Source organism: Mycobacterium sp., assembly GCF_036273375.1.
Lineage (GTDB): Bacteria > Actinomycetota > Actinomycetes > Mycobacteriales > Mycobacteriaceae > Mycobacterium.
Window position 1 is genome coordinate 49,762 of the sequence record NZ_DASUHS010000011.1, and the last position, 21,350, is coordinate 71,111.

Annotated in this window: 24 protein-coding genes; 11 read left to right on the plus strand and 13 right to left on the minus strand. The window is 66.0% G+C overall.

All coding sequences use genetic code 11. The features are described from left to right. Positions 1–6: 6 nt before the first annotated feature. The gene (locus VFW69_RS01405) at positions 7–870 is read left to right on the plus strand and encodes an alpha/beta fold hydrolase (protein ID WP_526497396.1); all 864 of its coding nucleotides are present in this window, start codon (positions 7–9) and stop codon (positions 868–870) included. Positions 871–872: 2 nt separating this feature from the next. Here the strand turns inward: VFW69_RS01405 and gnd are convergent, their stop codons facing one another. Together gnd and VFW69_RS01415 are read right to left on the minus strand one after the other, a co-directional pair. After that, a complete protein-coding gene (gene gnd / locus VFW69_RS01410; protein WP_526497398.1) occupies positions 873–1,895 on the minus strand; it encodes a phosphogluconate dehydrogenase (NAD(+)-dependent, decarboxylating) in 1,023 nt (340 codons plus the stop codon). A gap of 13 nt (positions 1,896–1,908) precedes the next feature. Then, the gene (locus tag VFW69_RS01415; RefSeq protein ID WP_526497400.1) at positions 1,909–3,318 is read right to left on the minus strand and encodes a glucose-6-phosphate dehydrogenase; all 1,410 of its coding nucleotides are present in this window, start codon (positions 3,316–3,318) and stop codon (positions 1,909–1,911) included. Between the two features lie 121 nt (positions 3,319–3,439). Between VFW69_RS01415 and VFW69_RS01420 the strand changes: the two genes are divergently transcribed. Beyond that, positions 3,440–4,273, plus strand: coding sequence for an adenylate/guanylate cyclase domain-containing protein (locus tag VFW69_RS01420; RefSeq protein ID WP_526497402.1), 834 nt, complete (start codon positions 3,440–3,442; stop codon positions 4,271–4,273). Here VFW69_RS01420 and VFW69_RS01425 read toward each other — a convergent pair. Continuing rightward, positions 4,270–4,434 carry a hypothetical protein gene (locus VFW69_RS01425; RefSeq protein WP_526497404.1) on the minus strand — a complete coding sequence of 55 codons (165 nt, stop codon included), beginning with the start codon at positions 4,432–4,434 and terminating at the stop codon, positions 4,270–4,272. The genes VFW69_RS01420 and VFW69_RS01425 overlap by 4 nt on opposite strands. Positions 4,435–4,588: 154 nt before the next feature. Here VFW69_RS01425 and VFW69_RS01430 point away from each other — a divergent pair, with 154 nt between their 5' ends. Beyond that, positions 4,589–5,269 (plus strand): guanylate cyclase, encoded by a 681-nt coding sequence (locus VFW69_RS01430; protein WP_526497406.1) that lies wholly within the window; start codon positions 4,589–4,591, stop codon positions 5,267–5,269. Between the two features lie 7 nt (positions 5,270–5,276). Here the strand turns inward: VFW69_RS01430 and VFW69_RS01435 are convergent, their stop codons facing one another. The 5 genes from VFW69_RS01435 to VFW69_RS01455 form a co-directional block, all read right to left on the minus strand. Continuing rightward, a complete protein-coding gene (locus VFW69_RS01435) occupies positions 5,277–5,600 on the minus strand; it encodes a putative quinol monooxygenase (RefSeq protein WP_526497479.1) in 324 nt (107 codons plus the stop codon). 375 nt (positions 5,601–5,975) lie between these two features. Beyond that, positions 5,976–6,503: a peptidoglycan endopeptidase gene (locus tag VFW69_RS01440; RefSeq protein ID WP_526497408.1), complete on the minus strand. Its 528-nt coding sequence runs from the start codon at positions 6,501–6,503 to the stop codon at positions 5,976–5,978. 371 nt (positions 6,504–6,874) lie between these two features. Continuing rightward, entirely contained in the window at positions 6,875–7,258 is a 384-nt protein-coding gene (locus tag VFW69_RS01445) for an Mtp family mycobacterial-type pilin (RefSeq protein ID WP_526497410.1), read from the minus strand. Between the two features lie 120 nt (positions 7,259–7,378). Next, complete coding sequence (locus VFW69_RS01450) at positions 7,379–7,777, minus strand: VOC family protein (RefSeq protein WP_526497412.1); 399 nt, start codon at positions 7,775–7,777, stop codon at positions 7,379–7,381. Between the two features lie 256 nt (positions 7,778–8,033). Beyond that, positions 8,034–8,273: a hypothetical protein gene (locus VFW69_RS01455; protein WP_526497414.1), complete on the minus strand. Its 240-nt coding sequence runs from the start codon at positions 8,271–8,273 to the stop codon at positions 8,034–8,036. Between the two features lie 33 nt (positions 8,274–8,306). Between VFW69_RS01455 and VFW69_RS01460 the strand changes: the two genes are divergently transcribed. Then, on the plus strand, positions 8,307–8,807 hold the full coding sequence (locus VFW69_RS01460; protein WP_526497416.1) for a nitroreductase/quinone reductase family protein: 501 nt from the start codon (positions 8,307–8,309) through the stop codon (positions 8,805–8,807). 26 nt (positions 8,808–8,833) lie between these two features. Here VFW69_RS01460 and ychF read toward each other — a convergent pair whose 3' ends face one another. Further along, a complete protein-coding gene (gene ychF, locus VFW69_RS01465) occupies positions 8,834–9,907 on the minus strand; it encodes a redox-regulated ATPase YchF (RefSeq protein WP_526497418.1) in 1,074 nt (357 codons plus the stop codon). A gap of 141 nt (positions 9,908–10,048) precedes the next feature. Here ychF and VFW69_RS01470 point away from each other — a divergent pair, with 141 nt between their 5' ends. Then, the gene (locus VFW69_RS01470) at positions 10,049–11,257 is read left to right on the plus strand and encodes a DUF6542 domain-containing protein (RefSeq protein ID WP_526497420.1); all 1,209 of its coding nucleotides are present in this window, start codon (positions 10,049–10,051) and stop codon (positions 11,255–11,257) included. Positions 11,258–11,270: 13 nt separating this feature from the next. Here VFW69_RS01470 and VFW69_RS01475 read toward each other — a convergent pair whose 3' ends face one another. Continuing rightward, on the minus strand, positions 11,271–12,269 hold the full coding sequence (locus VFW69_RS01475) for a 4-hydroxy-3-methylbut-2-enyl diphosphate reductase (protein ID WP_526497422.1): 999 nt from the start codon (positions 12,267–12,269) through the stop codon (positions 11,271–11,273). Between the two features lie 89 nt (positions 12,270–12,358). Here VFW69_RS01475 and VFW69_RS01480 point away from each other — a divergent pair, with 89 nt between their 5' ends. From VFW69_RS01480 to VFW69_RS01495, 4 genes are read left to right on the plus strand one after another with little or no spacing between them, the layout of a single operon-like run. Beyond that, the gene (locus VFW69_RS01480) at positions 12,359–12,958 is read left to right on the plus strand and encodes a lipid droplet-associated protein (protein WP_526497424.1); all 600 of its coding nucleotides are present in this window, start codon (positions 12,359–12,361) and stop codon (positions 12,956–12,958) included. Beyond that, complete coding sequence (gene xseA / locus VFW69_RS01485; protein ID WP_526497426.1) at positions 12,955–14,199, plus strand: exodeoxyribonuclease VII large subunit; 1,245 nt, start codon at positions 12,955–12,957, stop codon at positions 14,197–14,199. Before VFW69_RS01480 ends, xseA begins: the two co-directional genes overlap by 4 nt. Then, a complete protein-coding gene (locus tag VFW69_RS01490; RefSeq protein ID WP_526497428.1) occupies positions 14,189–14,455 on the plus strand; it encodes an exodeoxyribonuclease VII small subunit in 267 nt (88 codons plus the stop codon). Before xseA ends, VFW69_RS01490 begins: the two co-directional genes overlap by 11 nt. A gap of 60 nt (positions 14,456–14,515) precedes the next feature. Next, complete coding sequence (locus VFW69_RS01495; protein WP_526497430.1) at positions 14,516–15,637, plus strand: 3-beta-hydroxysteroid dehydrogenase; 1,122 nt, start codon at positions 14,516–14,518, stop codon at positions 15,635–15,637. 18 nt (positions 15,638–15,655) lie between these two features. Here VFW69_RS01495 and VFW69_RS01500 read toward each other — a convergent pair whose 3' ends face one another. From VFW69_RS01500 to VFW69_RS01510, 3 genes are read right to left on the minus strand one after another with little or no spacing between them, the layout of a single operon-like run. Next, positions 15,656–17,200: a carboxylesterase/lipase family protein gene (locus VFW69_RS01500; RefSeq protein ID WP_526497432.1), complete on the minus strand. Its 1,545-nt coding sequence runs from the start codon at positions 17,198–17,200 to the stop codon at positions 15,656–15,658. Positions 17,201–17,225: 25 nt separating this feature from the next. Then, positions 17,226–18,023: a dienelactone hydrolase family protein gene (locus tag VFW69_RS01505; protein WP_526497434.1), complete on the minus strand. Its 798-nt coding sequence runs from the start codon at positions 18,021–18,023 to the stop codon at positions 17,226–17,228. 32 nt (positions 18,024–18,055) lie between these two features. Further along, entirely contained in the window at positions 18,056–18,754 is a 699-nt protein-coding gene (locus VFW69_RS01510) for a DUF4245 family protein (protein ID WP_526497436.1), read from the minus strand. A 55-nt stretch (positions 18,755–18,809) separates the two neighbouring features. On the opposite strand from VFW69_RS01510, the gene glpX reads away from it, so the two are divergent. Both glpX and VFW69_RS01520 read left to right on the plus strand, forming a co-directional pair. Further along, positions 18,810–19,889: a class II fructose-bisphosphatase gene (gene glpX / locus VFW69_RS01515; RefSeq protein WP_526497438.1), complete on the plus strand. Its 1,080-nt coding sequence runs from the start codon at positions 18,810–18,812 to the stop codon at positions 19,887–19,889. A gap of 30 nt (positions 19,890–19,919) precedes the next feature. Next, the gene (locus VFW69_RS01520; RefSeq protein ID WP_526497440.1) at positions 19,920–21,335 is read left to right on the plus strand and encodes a class II fumarate hydratase; all 1,416 of its coding nucleotides are present in this window, start codon (positions 19,920–19,922) and stop codon (positions 21,333–21,335) included. The last annotated feature ends 15 nt before the right edge of the window (positions 21,336–21,350 follow it).

A 21,350-nucleotide genomic window follows, 5' to 3' on the forward strand; every position in this document is an offset into this window, starting at 1 on the left:
GGTCGCATGAGCACCGTCAGCAGCAGTCCCGAGACGGTTGAGTTTGCCGGCGTGGACGGGATCACCCTAGTCGCCGACGAATGGAATCGCGGCTCCGACGGCGCCGGGCGACCGAGCATCCTGATGTTGCACGGGGGCGGCCAGAACCGGTTTTCCTGGAAAAACACCGGCCAGACACTCGCCGATGAGGGGCTGCACGTGGTGGCGCTGGACTCGCGGGGACACGGAGACAGCGCGCGCTCTCCCGACGCCGACTACGAGATCGAGACACTGACGGCCGACGTCATGCGGGTGCTGGACGCGATCGGCCGGCCGGTGACGATCATCGGGGCCAGCATGGGCGGGCTGACGGGAATCCTCGCCGCTCACCGGGCGGGTCCCGCGAAGGTGACCCGGTTGGTGCTCGTCGACGTGGTCCCCCGATTCGAAAAGGGCGGCAGCGCCCGCATCCGCGACTTCATGTTCAGTGGCCTTCACGGCTTCGAATCGCTGGAGCAGGCCGCCGACGCCGTCGCCGCCTACCTGCCCTACCGAAGCAAGCCGCGCAGCCCGGAGGGGCTGAAAAAGAACCTGCGCCTGCGCGACGGCCGCTGGTATTGGCACTGGGACCCCGCCTTCATGACCAAGCCCGGCGACGATCCCGAACTGCGCACCGAGAGCTTCGAGCAGGCCGCCAAGAACCTGACGATCCCCGTCTTGCTGATCCGCGGCAAGCTGTCCGACGTGGTGAGCCCCGAGGGCGTTCGGCACTTCCTGGCCACCGTGCCGCGCGCCGAGTTCGTCGAACTGTCCAACGCCGGGCACACCGCGGCCGGCGACGACAACGACGCGTTCAGCGACGCGGTGGTCGCATTCGTCAATCGCCGTTAAGGCTAATTCGCCGGCTTCTCCGCGTGCCCGCCGAATTGCTTGCGCATCGCCGAGAGCGCCTTATTGGCGAAGTCGTCGAGTGAACGCGAGGCGAAGCGGGACTGCAACGCGGTCGTCAGCACCGGCGACGGCACGCCCTCGTCGATCGCCGCGATGGCGGTCCACCGGCCCTCCCCGGAGTCGGAGACCCGGCCGGAGAACTCCTTGAGGTCGGGCGAGTCGTGCAGCGCGATCGCCGTCAGGTCCAGCAACCACGAGCCGATGACGCTGCCGCGCCGCCACACCTCGGCGACCTCCGGAATGTCGAAGTCGTACTCGTAGAACTCGGGGTGCTCCAGCGGCGCGGTTTCGGCGTCACCCTCCTGCACTTGCTTGCCGATGTCGGCATTGCGCAGAATGTTCAGCCCCTCGGCGAGCGAGGCCATCATTCCGTACTCGATGCCGTTGTGCACCATCTTCACGAAGTGCCCGGCGCCGGCGGGTCCGCAGTGGAGATAGCCCTGCTCCGACCGCGCGGCCTCGCCATCGCGACCCGGCGTGCGAGCCGCGGCGTCGACGCCCGGTGCGACGGTGGCGAAGATCGGCTCGGCGTGCAGGAAAGCCTCGTCGTCGCCGCCGATCATCAGGCAGTAGCCGCGTTCCCGGCCCCACACGCCGCCGCTGGTGCCGCAGTCGAGTAGGTGAATGCCGCTCTCCGACAGCGTTTTCGCGTGGCGGATGTCGTCTCGGTAGTAGGAGTTGCCACCGTCGATGACGATGTCATCCGACTCCAGCGTCTTGGCCAGTTCCTCGATGACACCCGTCGTGATGGTGCCGGCCGGCACCATGACCCAGATGACCCGCGGCGCCGTCAGCTTCTCGGCGAGCTCCTGCAGCGAGCCCACTCCGGTGGTCTTGTCCTCCCCCGCCATCGCCTTGACCGCGTCGGGGTTGTGGTCATAGACCACGCATTCGTGTCCGCCCTTGGCGACGCGTCGGACGATGTTCGCGCCCATCCGGCCGAGGCCGATCATCCCAAGCTGCATCGTGGGTGTCTCCTTACTGTTCGGTGGGCTTGCTAGGCGGCAGCCACGGCTCGTGCCAGCTGTGGTGACCCCGCAGCAGCGCCTGTGCGGCCTCGGGTCCCCACGAGCCCTGGTCGTACTGGTGAACACGGCCCGGCTTGTCCAGCACGGGCTGCACAATGCGCCACGTCTCTTCGATGGCATCTTCGCGGGCGAACAACTGGCGGTCTCCGTTGAACGCGGCGTAGAGCAACCGCTCGTAGGGCCGGACCGGTTCGCCAAGATCCTCCGCGAACGACGAATCCAGGTGAACGTCGTGCCACGAATCTCGGGCCTGGGCGGACAACTGCAGCCGCATCCCGGGGTCGGGATCGATGCGCAGCACGATCTCGTTGCACTCGGGCGGCCGGCGGTTGGGCAGGAACGAAAATCCGGGGACGTGATGCAGGAACATCCGGACCTCGGTTACCTTCTCCGGCAACGCCTTTCCGGCCCGCAGGAAGATCGGCACGCCGGCCCAGCGCCAGTTGTCGATCTCGGTCCGCAGCGCGATGTAGGTCTCGGTGGTGGAATCCTCTGCCACACCGGCGACGTCGGTGTAGCCGCGGTACTGCCCGCGGACGCAACGTTGGGGATCCAGCGCGGGCATCGCACGGAAAACCTCGGCCTTCTTGTCGTTCAGGTCGTCAGCCCCCGCACCGACTGGGGGCTCCATGGCGACCAGGGCAAGCACCTGCAGCAGGTGGTTTTGCACGACGTCGCGAAGTGCGCCCACCGCGTCGTAGAACTTGCCGCGGTCCTCGATGCCGAAGTCCTCGGCCATGGTGATGTGGATTTCGGAGATGCTGTCGCGGTCCCACAGCTTGGCGAGCCCTTGGTTGGCGAACCGCAGGTATTGCAATTCTTCGACGGGTTGTTTACCCAAAAAGTGGTCCACGCGCAGGATTTGGTCTTCGTCGAGCACCGCGCGCAGCCGCTCGTTGAGGTCGCGCGCCGAGTCCAGGTCGTGGCCGAACGGCTTCTCCACCGCCACCCGGGCGCGCTCCAGCAGGTCGGCTTTCGCCAGGTTCTCCACGATGGGTGCGAACAAGGCCGGCGGCATTTCCAGGTAGTAGAGCGGATGGGAGTCTGAAGGGATCTTCTTGGCGAGTTGCTTGTAGAGGTTGGCGTCGGTGACGTCGCCGTGCAGGTAGGACAGCCGGTCCGCCAGCCGCTCGAACACGGCGTCGTCGAACGTCTCGCCCGATGCCTTGATGGCGTCGCGCGCCCGATCCAGCAGCTGCTCGATGGTGATGTCGTCACTGGCGACACCCACGATCGGGTGGTTCAGCATGTCGCGGCGCTCGAGCCGGTACAACGCCCGAAACGTCATTTTGCGCGCAAGATCACCGGTGATTCCGAAGATCACCAGCAGGTCGGATGGGTTACTGTCGTCCTCGGCCAAAACCGCTCCTCCCGAAAGTCACCTGATCGGCTCCCTTGAGAGCACTACCCGCGGCTGGCGGAGTCAACACTAGACACTGCCGATAGGGCCGACAACCCGAGTGGATCGCGGCCTTGAAAGGATGGTCGGCATGGCTGATGCGCTGCACATCACGGTCTACATCCTGGCCGGGATTGCAGCGATCGAAGGTGTCGCGCTGATCGTGCTGTGGCGGTTGCTCGTGGGTAGTCAGCAGGAGCTCGACGAGATGCGCCAACGGACCGACACCCGCAATCAGCTGCTGCTGGGTGGTCGCGAGGCCGTCAAAAGGGTATGGAACACCGCCAACCTGATGCGCAAGGAAGGTTTCGGCGCGGCGGTGCGCAGCAGCATCGAGGACCTCGCGGACTGGGCCGAAGTCGAGCGACCCGACCTTGCCCGCGTCACCCCGGACGGCCGGGTGGTGATCTTGTTCTCCGACATCGAGGAATCCACGGCACTCAACGAGCGCATCGGCGACCGGGCGTGGGTCAAGCTGATCAGCTCGCACGACAAGATGGTCTCGGATCTGGTGCAGCGAAGGTCCGGTCACGTTGTCAAGAGTCAGGGCGACGGATTCATGATCGCGTTCGCGCGCGCCGAGGAAGCGGTCTGGTGCGGTATCGACCTGCAGCACGCGTTGCGCAGGGATGCGAAGCGCAAGCGGCGAGAGGAGATTCGGGTGCGGATCGGCATCCACATGGGCCGTTCGGTGCGTCGCGGCGATGATCTGTTCGGCCGCAACGTCGCAATGGCGGCACGGGTCGCCGCCCAAGCGGTCGGTGGCCAGATTCTGGTGAGTCAGCCGGTGCGAGACGCGCTCTCCGATTCCGATGGCATCCGATTCGACGACGGGCGCAATGTGGAGCTGAAGGGCTTTTCGGGCACCTACCGCTTGTTCGCCGTTGAGGCCCCGGCCGATCCAGACTCGGGCTAAGCGCCTTCCCCGTTGTATTCGGCCAACCGCTGATGCAGGCGATCCCGGACCTCGTCAGCGGTGTATGCGCGGCGTTTGCGTTGGTCACGAACCACCAGCACGCCCCCGGCGACGACGCCGGCCGCCCCGGCCAGGCCAAGCCACTTCCACACATTGCGCATGACACCAGGCTATGCGCAGCCAGGTCGTTATGGTCCGGTTGTGATTGACTTGTGTGCCCGCACATACGGTGACGCATTGAGCGTGACGTAACGCCGGGCTCGTGATGGCGACGATATTGGCGAAACCTGCAGCGGCGAACGGGCTTACACGAAGATGCTCACCTTGAACCAAGCGCTCGAAGAGACCCGGACCGGTGATCTGTGGCTGTTTCGCGGGGGTTCGGGACCCGACCGCGCCATCCAGACGTTGACCAACAGCCCGGTGAACCACGTCGGCATGACGGTGGCCATCGACGACTTGCCGCCGTTGATCTGGCACGCCGAACTGGGTGACAAGCTCGTTGACCTGTGGACGGGAACGAATCATCGTGGCGTGCAACTCAACGATCTTGCGCAGTCGGTATTGCAGTGGTCGCAGCGCTACCACCAGCGGTGCTGGCTACGCCAGCTCACTCCACCGGCCAATCGCGAGCAAGAGAACAAGCTGTTGCGCGTGATCGCCCGGATGGACGGCACCGCGTTTCCCACCACCATGCGCTTGACCGGCCGGTGGTTGCGTGGCCGGCTGCCGAACGCCTACGACTGGGTGCGGGGAATCCCGTTGGTGGACGAGAAGGTTCGAGAATCGACGGAGCGACGCAAAGAGCGCCAGCGGCTCGGCCTGGAAGCGGCGTACTGCGCGGAGACGGTGGCAATCACCTACGAAGAAGTGGGTTTGCTCACCACGGAGAAGTACTCGAACTACTTCGACCCGGGCTCGTTCTGGAGCGGTGACAAGCTTCCGCTCGCACCGGGCTACGCCCTGGGCGACGAAATCGAGATTGCGATCGGCTAGTCGAGGACTAGTCGATCGCCAACTCGCCCATCTCCGACCAGCCTGTGGCATCGATGGTCTGGTTGATGATCTTGGGCGTGGACTTCAGCGCCGGCGGCAGCTCTTGGATGAAGCGCTTGAAGTGGTCGCTGTTGACATGGACGCCGCCCGCCTCATCGTCGCGGAACGCCTCCACCAAAACGTACTCAGCGGGGTTATCCAGGCTGCGCGACCACTCGAACCAGAGATTGCCTTCCTCGGCCCGGGTGGCCTCGGTGAACGATGCGACGAGTTCCGGCCAGCGGTCGGTCCACTCGGGTTTGGTCTCGAACTTGACGACGATGAAGATCATTGCGGCCCCGCCTCGGTTCGCTGCTTCCAATAGGCCCGCCCGATCTTGCGGGCAGCGCCAGCCTATCCGGGCCGTGGGTGGCGCCGCGCTGGCGTCCACCGGTCGAACGCCGCACGTAGTTTGCTTGGGTAATGGTTAGAGCAAAGTGTGCTCATGCGTCACATATGACACATGAGCACACTTTTGGCCGAACTATGCTCTCCGCGGTTAGTGGTGTAGCTCACAAATTAGTCGCCTATGGCGGTATTTCACTATTCTGCGGAACGGCCGGACCGCCGGTGCCTACAGCACAGGAAAGCCTCTCCATTATTGCCGACAGTCAGCGTTCTATTTGTTATTGATATGCAATTACCCCGTGGCCAGAATAAAGGTATTTCAGACACCCGGCGGAGGCGGATCCGCCGGCGCCGGAGCGTCGATCAAGACGGCCGGCGGTGGCGGCGGGGCATCCGGCGGGGGCGGGGCGTCCGGCGGGGGCGGGGCGTCCGGCGGGGGCGGCGGAGCGTCCGGCGGCGGCGGCGCGCCGTCGTCCGGCGCCATCGGAAGGAACATGTGGTGGGTGAATCCGGCCTGGTAGGCGCCCGCACCGCCGAGGTGCACGCCGCCACGCTCTCCGCTGGAAACGGACGTTCCATCCGGCAGCGTCACCGCGGTGTGGCCACCGTTCCAGCCGATAACCACGGCGTTGGGGGCGGTTCCATATTGGAAGCCGCGCGCCAGCAATGCACCCTCTTCGTTTCCGGTGTTGAACCGACTCCCAAAAACGGGCCTGTCAGTCGCTGCATTCGCAATCCACGACGCAAGTCCCGAACAATCGGTGCCGGCGGGCGAATCTCCACCCGCAATATAAGGCGTGCCGGAGACCTGACCGATCAACGACATCAATGTTGCAATAACGACCATGGGCAGCGAGGCTAGCAATAACATTTATCGCGAACCAAAATTTGTGGCGCAGGTCATTCGCCGCATGGACGATGACGTGCGCCGCAGTTAGAGGAAACGGATTACAGGTCGGTATATTTCCCGCAGCAAAATATATGCGCTTCCGGGGGCGGCTCTGTAGCGTCCCGCGGACGCTTCCCGGTGGTTACCGATTAAGCGGGGTTGCGCCCTCGTTCGCGTTGCGCCGTCTCACGGTCGACGTCGGCCTGCTCTCGCTTTGCGCGGGCTCGCACACGCTTGCTCCGTTCGTCCACCCGGTGCAGCCGCTCGCGTTCGCGCTCCGCGGCCGCGCCCTCGCGTTCGTCCGCGCGCTGGCAATCAGCGATCTTTGGTCAGATCGGAGTCCATACTCCGCGGTTCCAAATTCCCCAGTTACCGGCGCCGGTCGGGTTCCACATCATTTGCGCTCCAGGCGCCCAGGCCGGTTGAGGTGGTTGGGGCGGGGCCCATGGCGGCGGAGGTCCCCAGGGCCCCCATCCTGCCGGGGCGGACGGGCCGCCCGGACGTTGCCAGTCGTGGCACTGATTCCAGTCCCAGTCCGAGACGTTGCCCCAGGCCGGGTTCCATGAATCACCGGGGCACCAGTGACCGGTGGGTAACGGGGCTGGGGCCGCATGGGCGACGGTCCTGCCGGTCAGACCCAGAGCAGACAGGGCCAACGCGCCGCCCACCATCACGCCCGTCGACCACCGCACCACCCGCTTTACAGTCGCCATCTCCCAAGGATTTCCCTCGGCGAGGATCTCGGCAAGTGGCAATTCGGATTCGTTCGGAAGTCTTCGGGTGAGGTCGGCGGCGGCCGCTCGCCATGTCGCGGCGCAACTCTCGCCGCGCGGTCACACTCCGAACTTGGCCCGCGCCTCTTCGGTCACCGGAGTGAACAGATTGACCAGGTTTCCATCCGGATCTCGGAACAACAACGCCCGGTTCCCCCAGGGCATCGTCGTCGGCGTCGTCACGACCTCGCCCACCTGGTCGCGGAGCCGCTCGTATTCGGAGTCCACGTCCTCGACGATGAACTCCAGGATGGCGCTTCGGTTGGCCGCGGCTTCGGCGGATCCGTTTCCAAATAGCGGGACGGTCTTGTCGCTGCCGATTGCCAGCGTGCCGACCGGGGTCGGGATCTCGGCGAACAGCTCGTTTCCCCAGGTCGCTGAGACCCCGGTGACCATCTCGTAGAAACCGACGAGCCGCCTGATGTCGGCCGTGATGATTCGGGTCGAAATGAACTTCATGCGGTCTCCCTCGAGGTCACAGTGGTGCGTGTCTGAGCACCGAATGCTAAACGCCGCCTCCGACAACCCGTTTGCCAATCGAGTGCGCCGAATCATTCGCCCGGAGGTCTCCGCGCCCTGCCATGCAACGCCAGGCACGGCTCCTGGCGCAAGCGCGAATGGCGCGGTAGCACGACCAAAGTTGGCGGGGCGCTGGCGTCGGCTCCGCCGCGGCGAAGATCTGCGCCGTCACCCGGCATCGAAGCTGTTGGCGGAACTAACTTTTCTCGAGAGTGGCTGCGGCTTTACGGATCACGTCGATGACGACCTCCGGCTGAGAGAGCCTGGGAACGTGGCTGCTGGTCGTCTCGACGGTGGTCGCCCCCGTGCGTTTCGCGAGAAAGCGCTCAAGATCAGGATGCACGGTATGGTCATCCTCCGCCACGATGAACCAGCCCGGCTTCGACTTCCATGCGAATGCATCAGCCTGGCGGTAAGCAACGTAGATTAAGTCCAATCACCTTCGCCTGTCTGAATTCAGGAGTCATCCATGGCCGACACCGATGCCGCAGCGACCCGAGCGGCGCGAGGTAACTGGATCAATGAGCACCTCGACACCTACCTGACTTCCGGTGGCACGCGGGGCCATATCTTCGACGTCAGTGCGGTCGGGGGCCGTGAGATGACGACGCACTGCTTGATCAGGTGCGTGGGCCGAAAGTCGGCGAAGGTTTACATCAGGCCGTTGATCTACGGCAACTTCGGTGGCGAGATCGTGATCGTCGCATCGAAGGGTGGCGCCGATACCCATCCGGGTTGGTACCTGAATATCTTGGCGAGCAACACGATCGGCGTGCAGATCGCGACCCAGGCGTTCGAGGCCACGTGGCGGGAACCCGAAGGCGAGGAACGGCATCAAGTGTGGTCCTACATGGCTCACCTGTACCCGCCGTACATCACTTGTCAGAAGTTGACGACCCGTCAGATCCCCCTGGTGATGTTGACGCCCGTTCGGCCGATCGACGTCTTCACCGCGGAGGACTCGCAATAAACGCCTGACGCGCAGCGGCGTTGTCACTAGACGTTGAAGCGGAATTCGACCACGTCACCGTCGGCCATGACGTAATCCTTGCCCTCCATGCGCACCTTGCCGGCCGCCTTGGCCGCCGCCATCGAGCCCGCGGAGATCAGGTCGTCATAGGAGACGATTTCGGCCTTGATGAAGCCCTTTTCGAAGTCGGTGTGGATCACCCCGGCGGCCTTAGGCGCGGTATCGCCCTGATGAATCACCCACGCCCGCGCCTCTTTTGGGCCCGCCGTCAGGTAGGTCTGCAGCTTGAGGGTGTGAAAACCAGCCCGCGCCAACGCATCTAGCCCACGCTCGGCTTGCCCGATGGACTCCAGCAGCTCGGCAGCCGACTCGTCGTCCAGCTCCTGCAGTTCGGCCTCGATCTTCGCATCGAGGAATACCGCGTCGGCAGGTGCGACCATCGCGGACAGCTCGGCCTTGCGGGCATCGTCGGTCAGCACGGATTCGTCGGCATTGAACACGTACAGAAACGGCTTCGTAGTCATCAGATTCAGTTCGCGCAGCAGTGACACATCGGCACCGGCCGCGAAGAGCGTCTTTCCCGCGTTCAGCACCGCGTCCGCGGCGACGGCCGCCTCGAGCACGGGCTTGCGGTCCTTATTGTTGCGGGCCTCCTTCTCCAGCCGCGGGATGGCCCTCTCCAAGGTCTGCAGGTCGGCGAGGATCAACTCGGTCTCGATCACCTCGATGTCGGAGCCCGGATCGACCTTGCCGTCGACGTGCACGACGTCGTCGTCGGCGAAGACCCGCACCACCTGGCAGATCGCGTCACACTCGCGGATGTTGGCCAGGAACTTATTGCCCAGCCCAGCGCCCTCGGAGGCACCTTTGACGATTCCGGCGATGTCGACGAACGTCACCGGCGCCGGCACGATCTTCTCGGAATCGAACAGCTCCGCCAGCTTGTCCAGCCGAGGATCGGGCAGCGGGACGACGCCCTCATTGGGCTCAATCGTCGCGAACGGATAGTTGGCCGCCACCACGTTGTTCCGGGTCAGCGCGTTGAACAAGGTCGACTTGCCGACGTTGGGCAAACCCACTATTCCCAGGCTCAGGCTCACGGGGAACCAAGTCTAGGGGTCTTGGTGGCGGCTGGTGCCGGGGACCATTGGTCACCGCCGACCTGCACCCCGGCATGGCACGCCCAGGATCCCTACGAGGTATTTACGGGCCTTTCGGCCCATTCCCGGTACGGTCTACATGTGTCAGCACAGCGGGCAAGTTCGACGGTGGAGGGTGCTCACCGTTCGATCCACCCAAATATCCCAGGTGTCCCCTGGTACGCAGCCCTGCTTATCGCCGTCAGCGCGACTGCTATCGGCTACGGAATTGACGCTGGTCACAAGGAACTGACCCACGTCTTCGCCGGCTTCTATATAGCCGGCTGCGTGGCGGCGGTGCTGGCGGTGCGCCAGGATGGCATCTTCACCACGATCATCCAGCCGCCCCTGATCTTGTTCGGCGCGGTCCCGGGCGCCTATTGGCTGTTCCACGACGCCAAAGTGGGCCGCCTCAAAGACCTGCTGATCAACTGCGGCTACCCGCTGATCGAGCGCTTCCCGCTGATGCTGGGCACCGCCGGCGGCGTGCTGGCGATCGGGCTGACCCGCTGGTATTTCGGAAACACTTATAAGAAAAGCACCACGGCGGATACCTCTGAGGATGCTCCGGGGGCCGCCAGTGTCGGCGTCAAGTCCTTCTTCAACGGCATCGTCGCCAAAGCGCAGTCGGCGCTGCAGTCCGATAACGACGCGGACGACGCCGACGACACCGCCGGTTCCCGCCGCGGCCGCACGTCGGGCTCTTCGTCAAGGACCCGCCGCACGACACGCAGCACCCGCTCCGCCACGCGTTCGGCCCGGACCCGCTCCCGGCATTCACGCGAGCTGCTCGGCGATGAGTCCGAAACGATCGAGCAGTCCGAGCGTCCGAGGCGCAGCACCCGGCGCGGCGCCGCGTCGGCCCGCGATTATGACGCCGGCGAGCCGCCCCGACGTCCGCGCCGCCGGCCCCGGCCGGATGCCGACCCCGATCCGCGTGGCCAATCGCCCCGGGAAGCCCGTCGCGAACCGCGCACGCGGCGCAATCCCTACGAACGGCCCACCCCGCGGAGCAGCCGTTTCGACGGTCTTGAGTCCTACGGCGACAGGTACGACCCGCCGAGCGGCACAAATTTCGGGGGCCGGTATGACAGCCGGTACGAAAGCCGCGAGCCGTACGAGCCGTCCTATGAACCGAGGCGCCGGCGGCCCCCGTCAAACGGCTCCAACGGGACGCATCACCCCATCTCGCAGGTCCGCTACCGCGGCGCGGGCTCGCAAGACCCGCCGCGCGAGCCGCACACCGAGCGTCGCAGCCGCTCGCGGACACCCGGACGGTCACCGGCGGAATCTTGGGAGTACGACGTCTGAGGCGCTGCGCGGCTCAGCGAACCGCACGGATCTCGCGCGGCAGCGCGAACACCAGGGTCTCCTGAGCGGTCGTGACCGGCAGCACCACGTCGTAGCCGCACTCGGCTAGCCGCGCCAGCACGCCCTCCACCAGGACCTCGGGGACCGATGCCCCCGAGGTGACGCCCACCGTGGTGACGCCTTCCAGCCACGCCGGGTCGATGTCGTCGGCCCAGTCGACCAGGTGCGCGGCCGCGGCCCCGCCACCCAGCGCCACCTCGACCAGCCGCACCGAATTCGATGAGTTGCGTGACCCGACGACGATCACCAGCTCACATTCCGGTGCCATCGCCTTGACCGCGACCTGCCGGTTCTGGGTCGCGTAGCAAATGTCGTCGCTGGGCGGATCCTGCAGCTTCGGGAACCGTTGCCGCAGCCGCTCGACGATCTCCATGGTCTCGTCGACCGACAGGGTCGTCTGCGAGAGCCACACCACCTTGTTCTCGTCGCGCACCGTCACGTTGTCCACGGCGGCAACCCCGTCGACCAGCTGCACGTGGTCGGGTGCCTCCCCGGCGGTACCCACGACCTCCTCGTGGCCCTCGTGGCCGATCAGCAGGATATCGTAGTCGTTGCGAGCGAATCGCCTGGCCTCGTTGTGCACCTTGGTCACCAGAGGGCAAGTCGCGTCGATGGTGTGCAGGTTCCGGTCGGCGGCCGCCGCGTGCACCGTGGGGGCGACACCATGCGCTGAGAACACCACGATCGCGCCTTCGGGGACCTCGTCGGTCTCCTCGACGAACACCGCACCGGCCTTCTCCAGGGTGGTGACGACGTGGCGGTTGTGCACGATCTCGTGACGCACGTAGACCGGTGGGCCGTGCTTTTCCAATGCGCGTTCCACGGTCTCCACGGCCCTGTCCACGCCCGCGCAGTACCCGCGCGGTTCGGCCAGGAGCACTCGCTTACGGGCTGGGTCGCTGGCTACCGATCGCACCGCGCCGGGAATCCCCATGTCGATAGTCGGCGGCATGTCGTCCAGGGTACTGACTGCCGACACGGGTTTGCCAGCTCGCGCCGGTGGGCTTGGAGTTAGCCGCCGCTTAGGGCAATCTTGGACCCATGGGCACTGCACCGTATGGAGTTCGGCTGCTGGTCGGCGCGGCAACAGTCGCTGTCGAGGAGACCATCAGGCTCCCGAAAACCATCCTGATGTACCCGATGACACTGGCCAGCCAGGCGGCGCACATCGTGATGCGCTTTCAGCAGAACCTCGCCGAGCTGGCGATCAAGGGCGACAGCACCCTCGAATCGATCTTCCCGCCCAGGGATGAGAAGCCGGAATGGGCGACCTTCGACGAGGACCTGAACGACGCGATCGACATTGCCTATAGCCCGGCGCAAGACGGCGGTGAGGGCGAGCGCCGGGCCGAGGGCCGGTTCGCGCTGTACTCGGTGGCCGACGCGCACGAAGACGCCAGCGCCCTGACCAAGCCCGCCCGCCAATCGAAGAAGGCGGCCGCCAACGCCTCGGTTCCGCAACCCGAGGTGGTCACCGACCTGGACTACCCGTCGCTGACGCTGGCGCAGCTGCGGGCCCGTCTGCAATCGCTGAGTGTGGACGAACTCGAAGCCCTGCTGGCCTACGAGCAGGCCACCAAGGGCCGTGCACCGTTCCAGACGCTGCTCGCCAACAGGATCACCCGCGCGAACGCGAAGTGACCCCGGCCGTTACCTCCGAACCAAACTCCGCCGAGAACCCATTTCCGGTGCGCGCGGTGGCCATCCGGGTCGCGGGCTGGATCGACAAGCTCGGCACCGTCTGGGTCGAGGGCCAGCTTGCCCAGATTTCGATGCGACAGGACTCCAAAACCGTATTCATGGTGCTGCGTGACCCGGCCGCCGACATGTCGCTGACCGTGACGTGCCCACGCGATTTGGTGCTTGACGCGCCGGTGAAGCTGGCTGAGGGCACGCAGGTGGTGGTGCGCGGCAAGCCGTCTTTCTACACGGGCCGGGGCACGTTCTCGTTGCGGCTCACCGAGATTCGCGCTGTCGGGGTGGGCGAGCTACTGGCCCGCATCGATCGGCTGCGAAGGCTGCTGGATGCCGAGGGCCTTTTCGATCCTCGACTCAAGCGACCGATCCCCTTCTTGCCCAACAAGATCGGATTGATCACCGGCCGGGCCAGCGCCGCTGAACGCGACGTGACAACCGTGGCGGCCGCGCGCTGGCCCGGGGTGCGCTTCGCGGTGCGCAACACCGCGGTCCAGGGCCCAGGCGCCGTCGCCCAGATCGTCGAGGCGCTGGGCGCACTCGATCGCGACGCCGAGGTCGACGTGATCGTGATCGCCCGCGGCGGCGGCAGCGTGGAGGACCTGCTGCCGTTCTCCGACGAGACGCTGTGCCGCGCCATCGCGGCGTGCCGCACCCCGGTGATCAGCGCGGTCGGCCACGAACCCGACAACCCGTTGTGTGACCTCGTCGCCGATTTACGGGCGGCCACCCCCACCGACGCGGCCAAGAAGGTGGTGCCCGATACCGCCGCCGAGCAGCGGCTGATCGACGACCTGCGCCGGCGCAGCGCGCAAGCGTTGCGCAACTGGGTGTCCCGCGAGCAACGGGCGCTGGCCCAGATACGCAGCCGCCCGGTGCTGGCCGAGCCGCTGGCGGCGTTGACGGCGCGCGCCGACGAGGTTCGCCGCGCCCGATCGGCGATTCGCCGCGACATCACCCGGCTGGCCGCCACCGAGGCCGAACGTGTCGGCCACCTGAGCGCACGGTTGGCGACGTTGGGGCCGGCGGCCACACTGGCCCGCGGTTACGCCGTCGTGCAAGCCATCGGGGCGACGAACCGCGTGCTCCGTTCGGTCGACGACGCGCCGGCGGGCACGCGGCTGCGGGTGCGGGTGGCCGACGGCGCGGTGGCCGCGGTGAGCGAGGGACGGACCAATGGCGCGTAAAACCAACGGCGGGGACGACTCCACCCCAATAGAGGGCGAATCCATTACACCTATTAGTCACCTGGCTTATGAAGCGTGCAGAGACGAACTCATCGAAGTCGTTCGGGTGTTGGAGCAGGGCGGTTTAGACTTAGATGAGTCGCTGAAATTGTGGGAAAGAGGAGAACAGCTGGCTAAACGCTGCGAAGAGCACTTAGCTGGTGCTCGCAAGAGAATCGAAGATGCGCTGGCGGCAGGCGACGCCGAGGACGCCTGAATTCGGGGTACTAGAGCGCTGGGTTGAAAATCTTTCTCCAAACTGGAACACGTTTCAGTTATGCTTTCGGCCATGGGTGATGCATCACTGACGGCCGAACTCGGCCGCGTCCTGGTCACCGGGGGCTCCGGATTCGTCGGCGCCAACCTGGTCTCCACCTTGCTCGACCGCGGACATCAGGTCCGCTCCTTCGACCGTGTGCCCTCGCCGCTGCCACCACATCCGCAGCTTCAGGTGCTGCAGGGCGACATCACCGACACGGCCGTGTGCGCCCAAGCGGTCGACGGCATAGACACCGTCTTCCACACCGCGGCGATCATCGACCTGATGGGCGGTGCGTCGGTGACCGACGAGTACCGGCAGCGCAGCTTCGGGGTCAATGTCGGGGGCACCGAGAACCTGGTCCAGGCCGGGCGGGCCGCCGGGGTGCAGCGCTTCGTCTACACCTCGTCCAACAGCGTCGTCATGGGCGGCCAGAACATCGCCGGCGGTGACGAGACGCTGCCCTACACCAACCGGTTCAACGACCTGTACACCGAGACCAAAGTGCTCGCCGAACGATTCGTCCTGGGCCAGAACGGCGTTGACGGCCTGTTGACGTGTGCGATTCGACCCAGTGGCATCTGGGGCCGCGGCGATCAAACGATGTTCCGCAAGCTGTTCGAAAGCGTGATCGCCGGCCACGTCAAGGTGCTGATCGGGCGCAAATCGGCCCGGTTGGACAACTCGTACGTGCACAACCTGATTCACGGTTTCATCCTGGCGGCGCAACACCTGACCCCCGGCGGCACCGCGCCCGGCCAGGCCTACTTCATCAACGATGCCGAGCCGATCAACATGTTCGAGTTCGCCAGGCCGGTCGTCGAGGCCTGTGGGGAGAAGTGGCCGCGGGTCCGGGTGAACGGCCCCATCGTGCGCGCGGCGATGACGGGTTGGCAGCGGCTGCATTTCCGGTTCGGGATACCAGCGCCGCTGCTCGAGCCGCTCGCCGTCGAGCGGCTGTATCTGGACAATTTCTTCTCGACCGCGAAAGCGTCCCGCGATCTCGGGTATCAGCCCCTGTTCAATACCGAGCAGGCGCTGTCGGAATGCCTGTCGTACTACGTCGAGATGTTCGACGAGATGAAGCGACAAGCCCTGGCGGACAAGGCATCCGCCGCTCCGGCCGGCAGACAGCAGTAGAACCGGCGCCGAGATCGCCTAGCGAAAGCTCACCATCTCGGTGCCCCAGGCCGCGCGGATGTTGGCGTCGACATCGTGCGCGAGGGCATCACTGCGATCGATGATCAGGCAGGAACGGTCGTTCTCCGTATACGACGTCCATTCCGGCTCACCGACGGGGCCCGCGGGCCTGGCGTGCGCGGCGAAGTTGATCCATCGGGTCCGCACCCTCTTGGACACCGCCTTGGCGGCCTTGGTGCCGCCAAGCATCAGCGTGGGATCCTTGGGCGCACCGAGATTGCCCCAAACGTAAGGCAATTCGGTGGCATGCGCGGCCCCGACCATTGTCAGCTTCAGCAATGGGGTGGCGTAATCGAACCGGTACAGATACACCGGCGCCACGTGGGCGTGCCCCTCGGCGAGCCACACCGACGGCATCCGGAAGCCGACGTCGGTCGCAATGCTCAAACTCCGTGCCCTGCGCCGCAATCCGGAATACGTGGAGACGATTTCCTCTTCGGTGGGCAACTGCAGATCGGGTTGTTCGGCGGCAATCTGGTTGAACAACGACGTGATCGCTCTCGGAGTGATCGGCATCAGCGGCGACCTCAGCAACCGGAAGAGCATCGCCTCGTGCTTGTTGGTGCCGATGATCAACGGGACCGGATGTGAGCGGCCCTCTTGCGCAAGCTTGACCGGGTAGTCGGTCAGAACGTCGCCGTCGATGATCGGGACGAACGCCAGCGTTCCCGGGTTGCGCACCGGCACTTCGTCGAACACCCGCTGCGACGCGGCGAGAATCGCCTTCATCGGGATATCTACCAAACGTTGAGATTCCGACGGTGCGATCCCGAGCCGGTCGAGGAAGGCCTGCGCTACCCGTCCCGCACGTTCGCGGTCGTACACCGAAGTGGCCGGCGAGCTTTGCGCGATCGCCCCCGCGAACAGACCTTCGGCCGCAGGGCTGGCCAGCAGCGTGGTGACGATGCCTGCCCCGGCGGACTCGCCGAACAGCGTGACCCGCCGCGGATCGCCACCGAAGGCAGCGATGTTGTCGCGCACCCACTCCAGCGCCGCCAGCACGTCGCGCAGCCCGACATTCGAGTCGGAACGCCGGCCCGCGGTGTCGAACGATGACAGGTCGAGAAAGCCAAGCACCCCGAGCCGATAGTTGACGGTCACCACGATGACGTCGCCGTGGCTGACCAGTCTGCGGCCGTCGTAGAGCGTTTGGCTACTCGACCCCAGGACGTAGGCGCCGCCGTGCACCCACACCATCACCGGTTTGGCGTCACCCGGGTTGGTGTCAGCAGACGCCCAGACGTTGAGCCGCAAGCAATCGTCGCCCTGCGGTGCGCCCAAATCCAATGGCAGGTTGGGAAATACCGGTTGCGGGCAGGCCGGCCCGAAAGCGGTGGCGTCGGTGACCTCGGTGCACCGCGCGGGCGGTTCGGGCGCCCGGAACCGCAGCTCGCCGGCGGGCGCGGCCGCATACCGAAGGCCCTTCCACGCCTTGACGCCCTCCTCTTCGACGCCCCGGACCGGGCCGTAGTTGGTTTCGACCACGAGGTCGTCGATTGCCATGCGTGTGCAAAATCTCCTGAAGAACCTAGAAAAGGCGTTGCGTGAGGAACTCGACCACGCGCTTACGGGCTTCGAAGGCGGGGTGGCCGTCGACTTCGCGGACCTCGTCGGTGAGCACCGAGTGCGCCATCTTGCCGAAGCCGTGCTGATTGCCGGGGCCCGAATCGATGTCGATCACCTCGAAGGCATCACCGAGGCGCTCCTTGAGCGTCACGAACCGCTCGCCGGGCGCCATCTTGTCCTCGCTGAACCGCAGGCCCATGGCGCACAGGCCGTCATTAATGCACCGATCGGCCACGGTGGCCAGCTCTGATTCGCTCAGGCCGGGGTCGCGGCGCCGCGCGGCGCCCAGCGGGAATGGGACCGACGGCTGCGAAAGCACCGGCGCCAGCACGCTGTCGTCGACCGCGGCGGCCAGCGCGAACCCGCCGGTGAAACACTGGCCGATCACGCCGACGCCCTTGCCCGGCGTGGATGCGTTGAGATCACGGGCCAGCGCACGCAGGAACAGCGCCACCGGCCGCTGCTTGTTCAGCGCGAGCGCCGCGAATTCCCTTGCCACACAAGCTCGGCCGATCGCGCCGGTGAGGTATCCGGCCGTCTTGCTCCTGCCCGGCTCGCCGAACAGTGACGGCATGGCGACGGTGAAACCGTTGTCCACCAGGTGGTTACCCAGGGCGAGCACGCCGGGATGGATTCCGGGAATCTCGGGAATCAGCACCACCCCGGGGCCGCTGCCCTTGCGGTACACGTCATGGGTGTATCCGCCGCCGCTGAATGGTGCCACCGACCATCCGGACAGATCAGCCTCTGGTGCAGTCACGTTGACAGGATCCCTTTGCTCGCGCGGGTGAGCTAGCGGCTGGGCAACGGCGGTTGCGATTGCGTCGCCGACGCCAGCGTACGGAACTGATCGGTGTTTCCGGCGCCGGTTATCGCAATTTGGGTGGCACCGCCCGGACCGCTGAGCCGGGTCGTCCATACCGGCTCGGCGTCCGCGCCGCTTTGGCCGGAACCCTCATAGACCACCCAGCTGGTTCCGCCGACATCGACCGCTCCGGTCGGGTAGACCGACGGATGAATCGAGTTGACGAGCTTGTCCTCGTCGGCGTCGCTCTGGGTCAGGCTCAGATACATTCCGGTCGGACTGATGTAGCCGACGACCGAGATGGGCGCGTTCACCCGTTGACCGCTCGCGGGGTCGGTCCGTCCGCCCTGGATGCCACCGCGGTGGCCGGAGTTGGCCTGCCAGCCGGCGGGGAGCCGCGGTTGTCGGACGGGAAAGCCGAGTGCGGATGCGTCGGCACGCAGGGCCGCCCCCGCGTCATAGGACGGGACGGAGCCCTGGTGGCTGCCGAGCTGAAACGAGCACATGCCCAGCATGCCGGCCAGCACAACGCACCCGATGACCAGCGGAATCAGGGACCAGAACATGTCCCGGCCGTCCTGCAGCAGCCGGGGTTTCGCCGGCCTGGGGGCCGGTCCAGCCTGCGGAGACGGCGCGCCGGCTACGTTCCCCTCAAGCTGGGCATTCAGCGGCGGCTCCTCCGTCATGCCCCAAGTATCCCAGTTCCAGCGGACCGATCCGCTTCTGGGACAATCGACAACCATGACAGTTGAGGGCGAGCGCTCGACCGCCACCACCGGGCGGGCCCCAGCGCAGGGTCGACCGCGCGGTGAGGCTCCAGACCGCAACCTGGCTTTGGAACTGGTACGGGTCACCGAGGCCGGCGCCATGGCCGCAGGTCGCTGGGTAGGCCGCGGCGACAAAGAGGGCGGCGACGGGGCGGCCGTCGACGCGATGCGCGAGCTGGTCAACACGGTGTCGATGCGAGGCGTCGTCGTCATCGGCGAGGGCGAGAAGGACCACGCTCCGATGCTCTACAACGGCGAGGAAGTCGGCAACGGCGACGGCGCCGAGTGCGACTTCGCCGTGGACCCGATCGACGGCACCACGCTGATGAGCAAGGGCATGCCCAACGCCATCTCCGTGCTCGCGGTGGCCGACCGCGGCGCGATGTTCGACCCGTCGGCGGTGTTCTACATGAACAAGATCGCCGTCGGGCCAGAGGCCACGCACGTGCTCGACATCACCGCCCCGATCGCCGAGAACATCACGGCCGTCGCCAAGGTCAAGGCGCTGTCGGTGCGCGACATGACCGTGTGCATCCTGGACCGGCCGCGGCACGCCAAGCTGATCGAGGACGTGCGGGCCACCGGTGCCCGGATCCGGCTGATCACCGACGGCGACGTCGCCGGAGCGATCTCGGCCTGCCGGCCGCACTCGGGCACCGACATGCTGGCCGGGATTGGCGGCACGCCCGAAGGCATCATCGCCGCCGCCGCGATCCGTTGCATGGGCGGCGCAATCCAAGCGCAGCTGGCTCCCACGGACGACGAGGAACGCCAGAAGGCCATCGACGCCGGCTACGACCTCGACCAGGTGTTGACCACCGAGGACCTGGTGTCCGGTGACAACGTGTTCTTCTGTGCCACCGGGGTCACCAACGGCGACCTGCTCAAGGGAGTGCAGTACTACCCCGGCGGCTGCACCACGCAGTCGATCGTCATGCGGTCGAAGTCGGGAACCGTCCGGATGATCGAGGCCTACCACCGGCTTTCGAAACTCAACGAGTACTCCGCCATCGACTTCACCGGTGATACCTCCGCCGCCTATCCCCTGCCCTGACCACCGATCGAAGAACGAGGAAGCCACTTTATGGCCTTAGACAGCTCTGAAGACACCGAGTATCGCATCGAGCACGACACCATGGGCGAGGTCCGCGTACCCGTAAAAGCGTTGTGGCGCGCGCAAACTCAGCGTGCGGTCGAGAACTTCCCGATCTCGGGCCGCGGCCTGGAGCGCACCCAGATCCGCGCGTTGGGCTTGCTGAAGGGCGCCTGCGCGCAGGTCAACAAGGACCTTGGGTTGCTGGCGCCCGAGAAGGCCGACGCAATCATCGCCGCGGCGGCTGAGATCGCCGACGGCCAGCACGACGACCAGTTCCCCATCGATGTCTTCCAGACCGGCTCGGGCACCAGCTCCAACATGAACACCAACGAGGTGATCGCCGGCATTGCGGCGGCCAAGGGTGTGACAGTGCACCCCAACGACGACGTCAACATGTCGCAGTCGTCGAATGACACCTTCCCGACCGCAACCCACATCGCGGCCACCGAGGCCGCCGTGCGTCATCTCATCCCGGCGCTCGAGGTGCTGCACGACGCCCTGGCCGGCAAGGCCCGCGAGTGGCACACCGTGGTCAAGTCGGGCCGCACCCACCTCATGGACGCCGTCCCGGTGACGCTCGGTCAGGAATTCAGCGGATACGCCCGGCAGATCGAGGCGGGTATCGAGCGAGTGCGCGCGACGCTGCCCCGGCTGGGCGAGCTGGCTATCGGCGGCACCGCGGTCGGTACCGGTTTGAACGCCCCCGACGGCTTTGGCGCGAAGGTGGTCGAAACGCTGGTCACCTCCACCGGCCTGAGTGAATTGCGCACGGCGGCAAATTCATTCGAAGCGCAGGCGGCGCGCGACGGGCTGGTCGAGGCTTCCGGCGCGCTGCGCACCATCGCGGTATCACTGACCAAGATCGCCAACGACGTTCGCTGGATGGGGTCCGGCCCGCTGACCGGTCTGGCCGAGATCCAGCTGCCCGACTTGCAGCCGGGCAGCTCGATCATGCCGGGCAAGGTGAACCCCGTTCTGCCCGAGGCAGTTACGCAGGTCGCCGCGCAGGTGATCGGCAACGACGCCGCGGTCGCGTGGGGCGGTGGCAACGGCGCGTTCGAGCTCAACGTCTACATCCCGATGATGGCCCGCAACATCCTCGAGTCCTTCAAGCTGCTGACCAATGTGTCGAAACTGTTCGCCGAGCGCTGCATCACCGGCCTGGCCGCCAATGTCGAACACCTGCGCGAGCTGGCCGAGTCGTCGCCGTCCATCGTGACGCCGCTGAACTCGGCGATCGGCTACGAGGAGGCCGCCGCGGTGGCCAAACAAGCGCTCAAGGAGCGCAAGACGATTCGTCAGACCGTGATCGATCGGGGCCTGATCGGCGACAAGTTGTCGATCGACGAACTCGACCGGCGGCTCGACGTGCTGGCGATGGCCAAGGTCAAGCCCGAAGAGTGAACCAGCCGTCAGGGG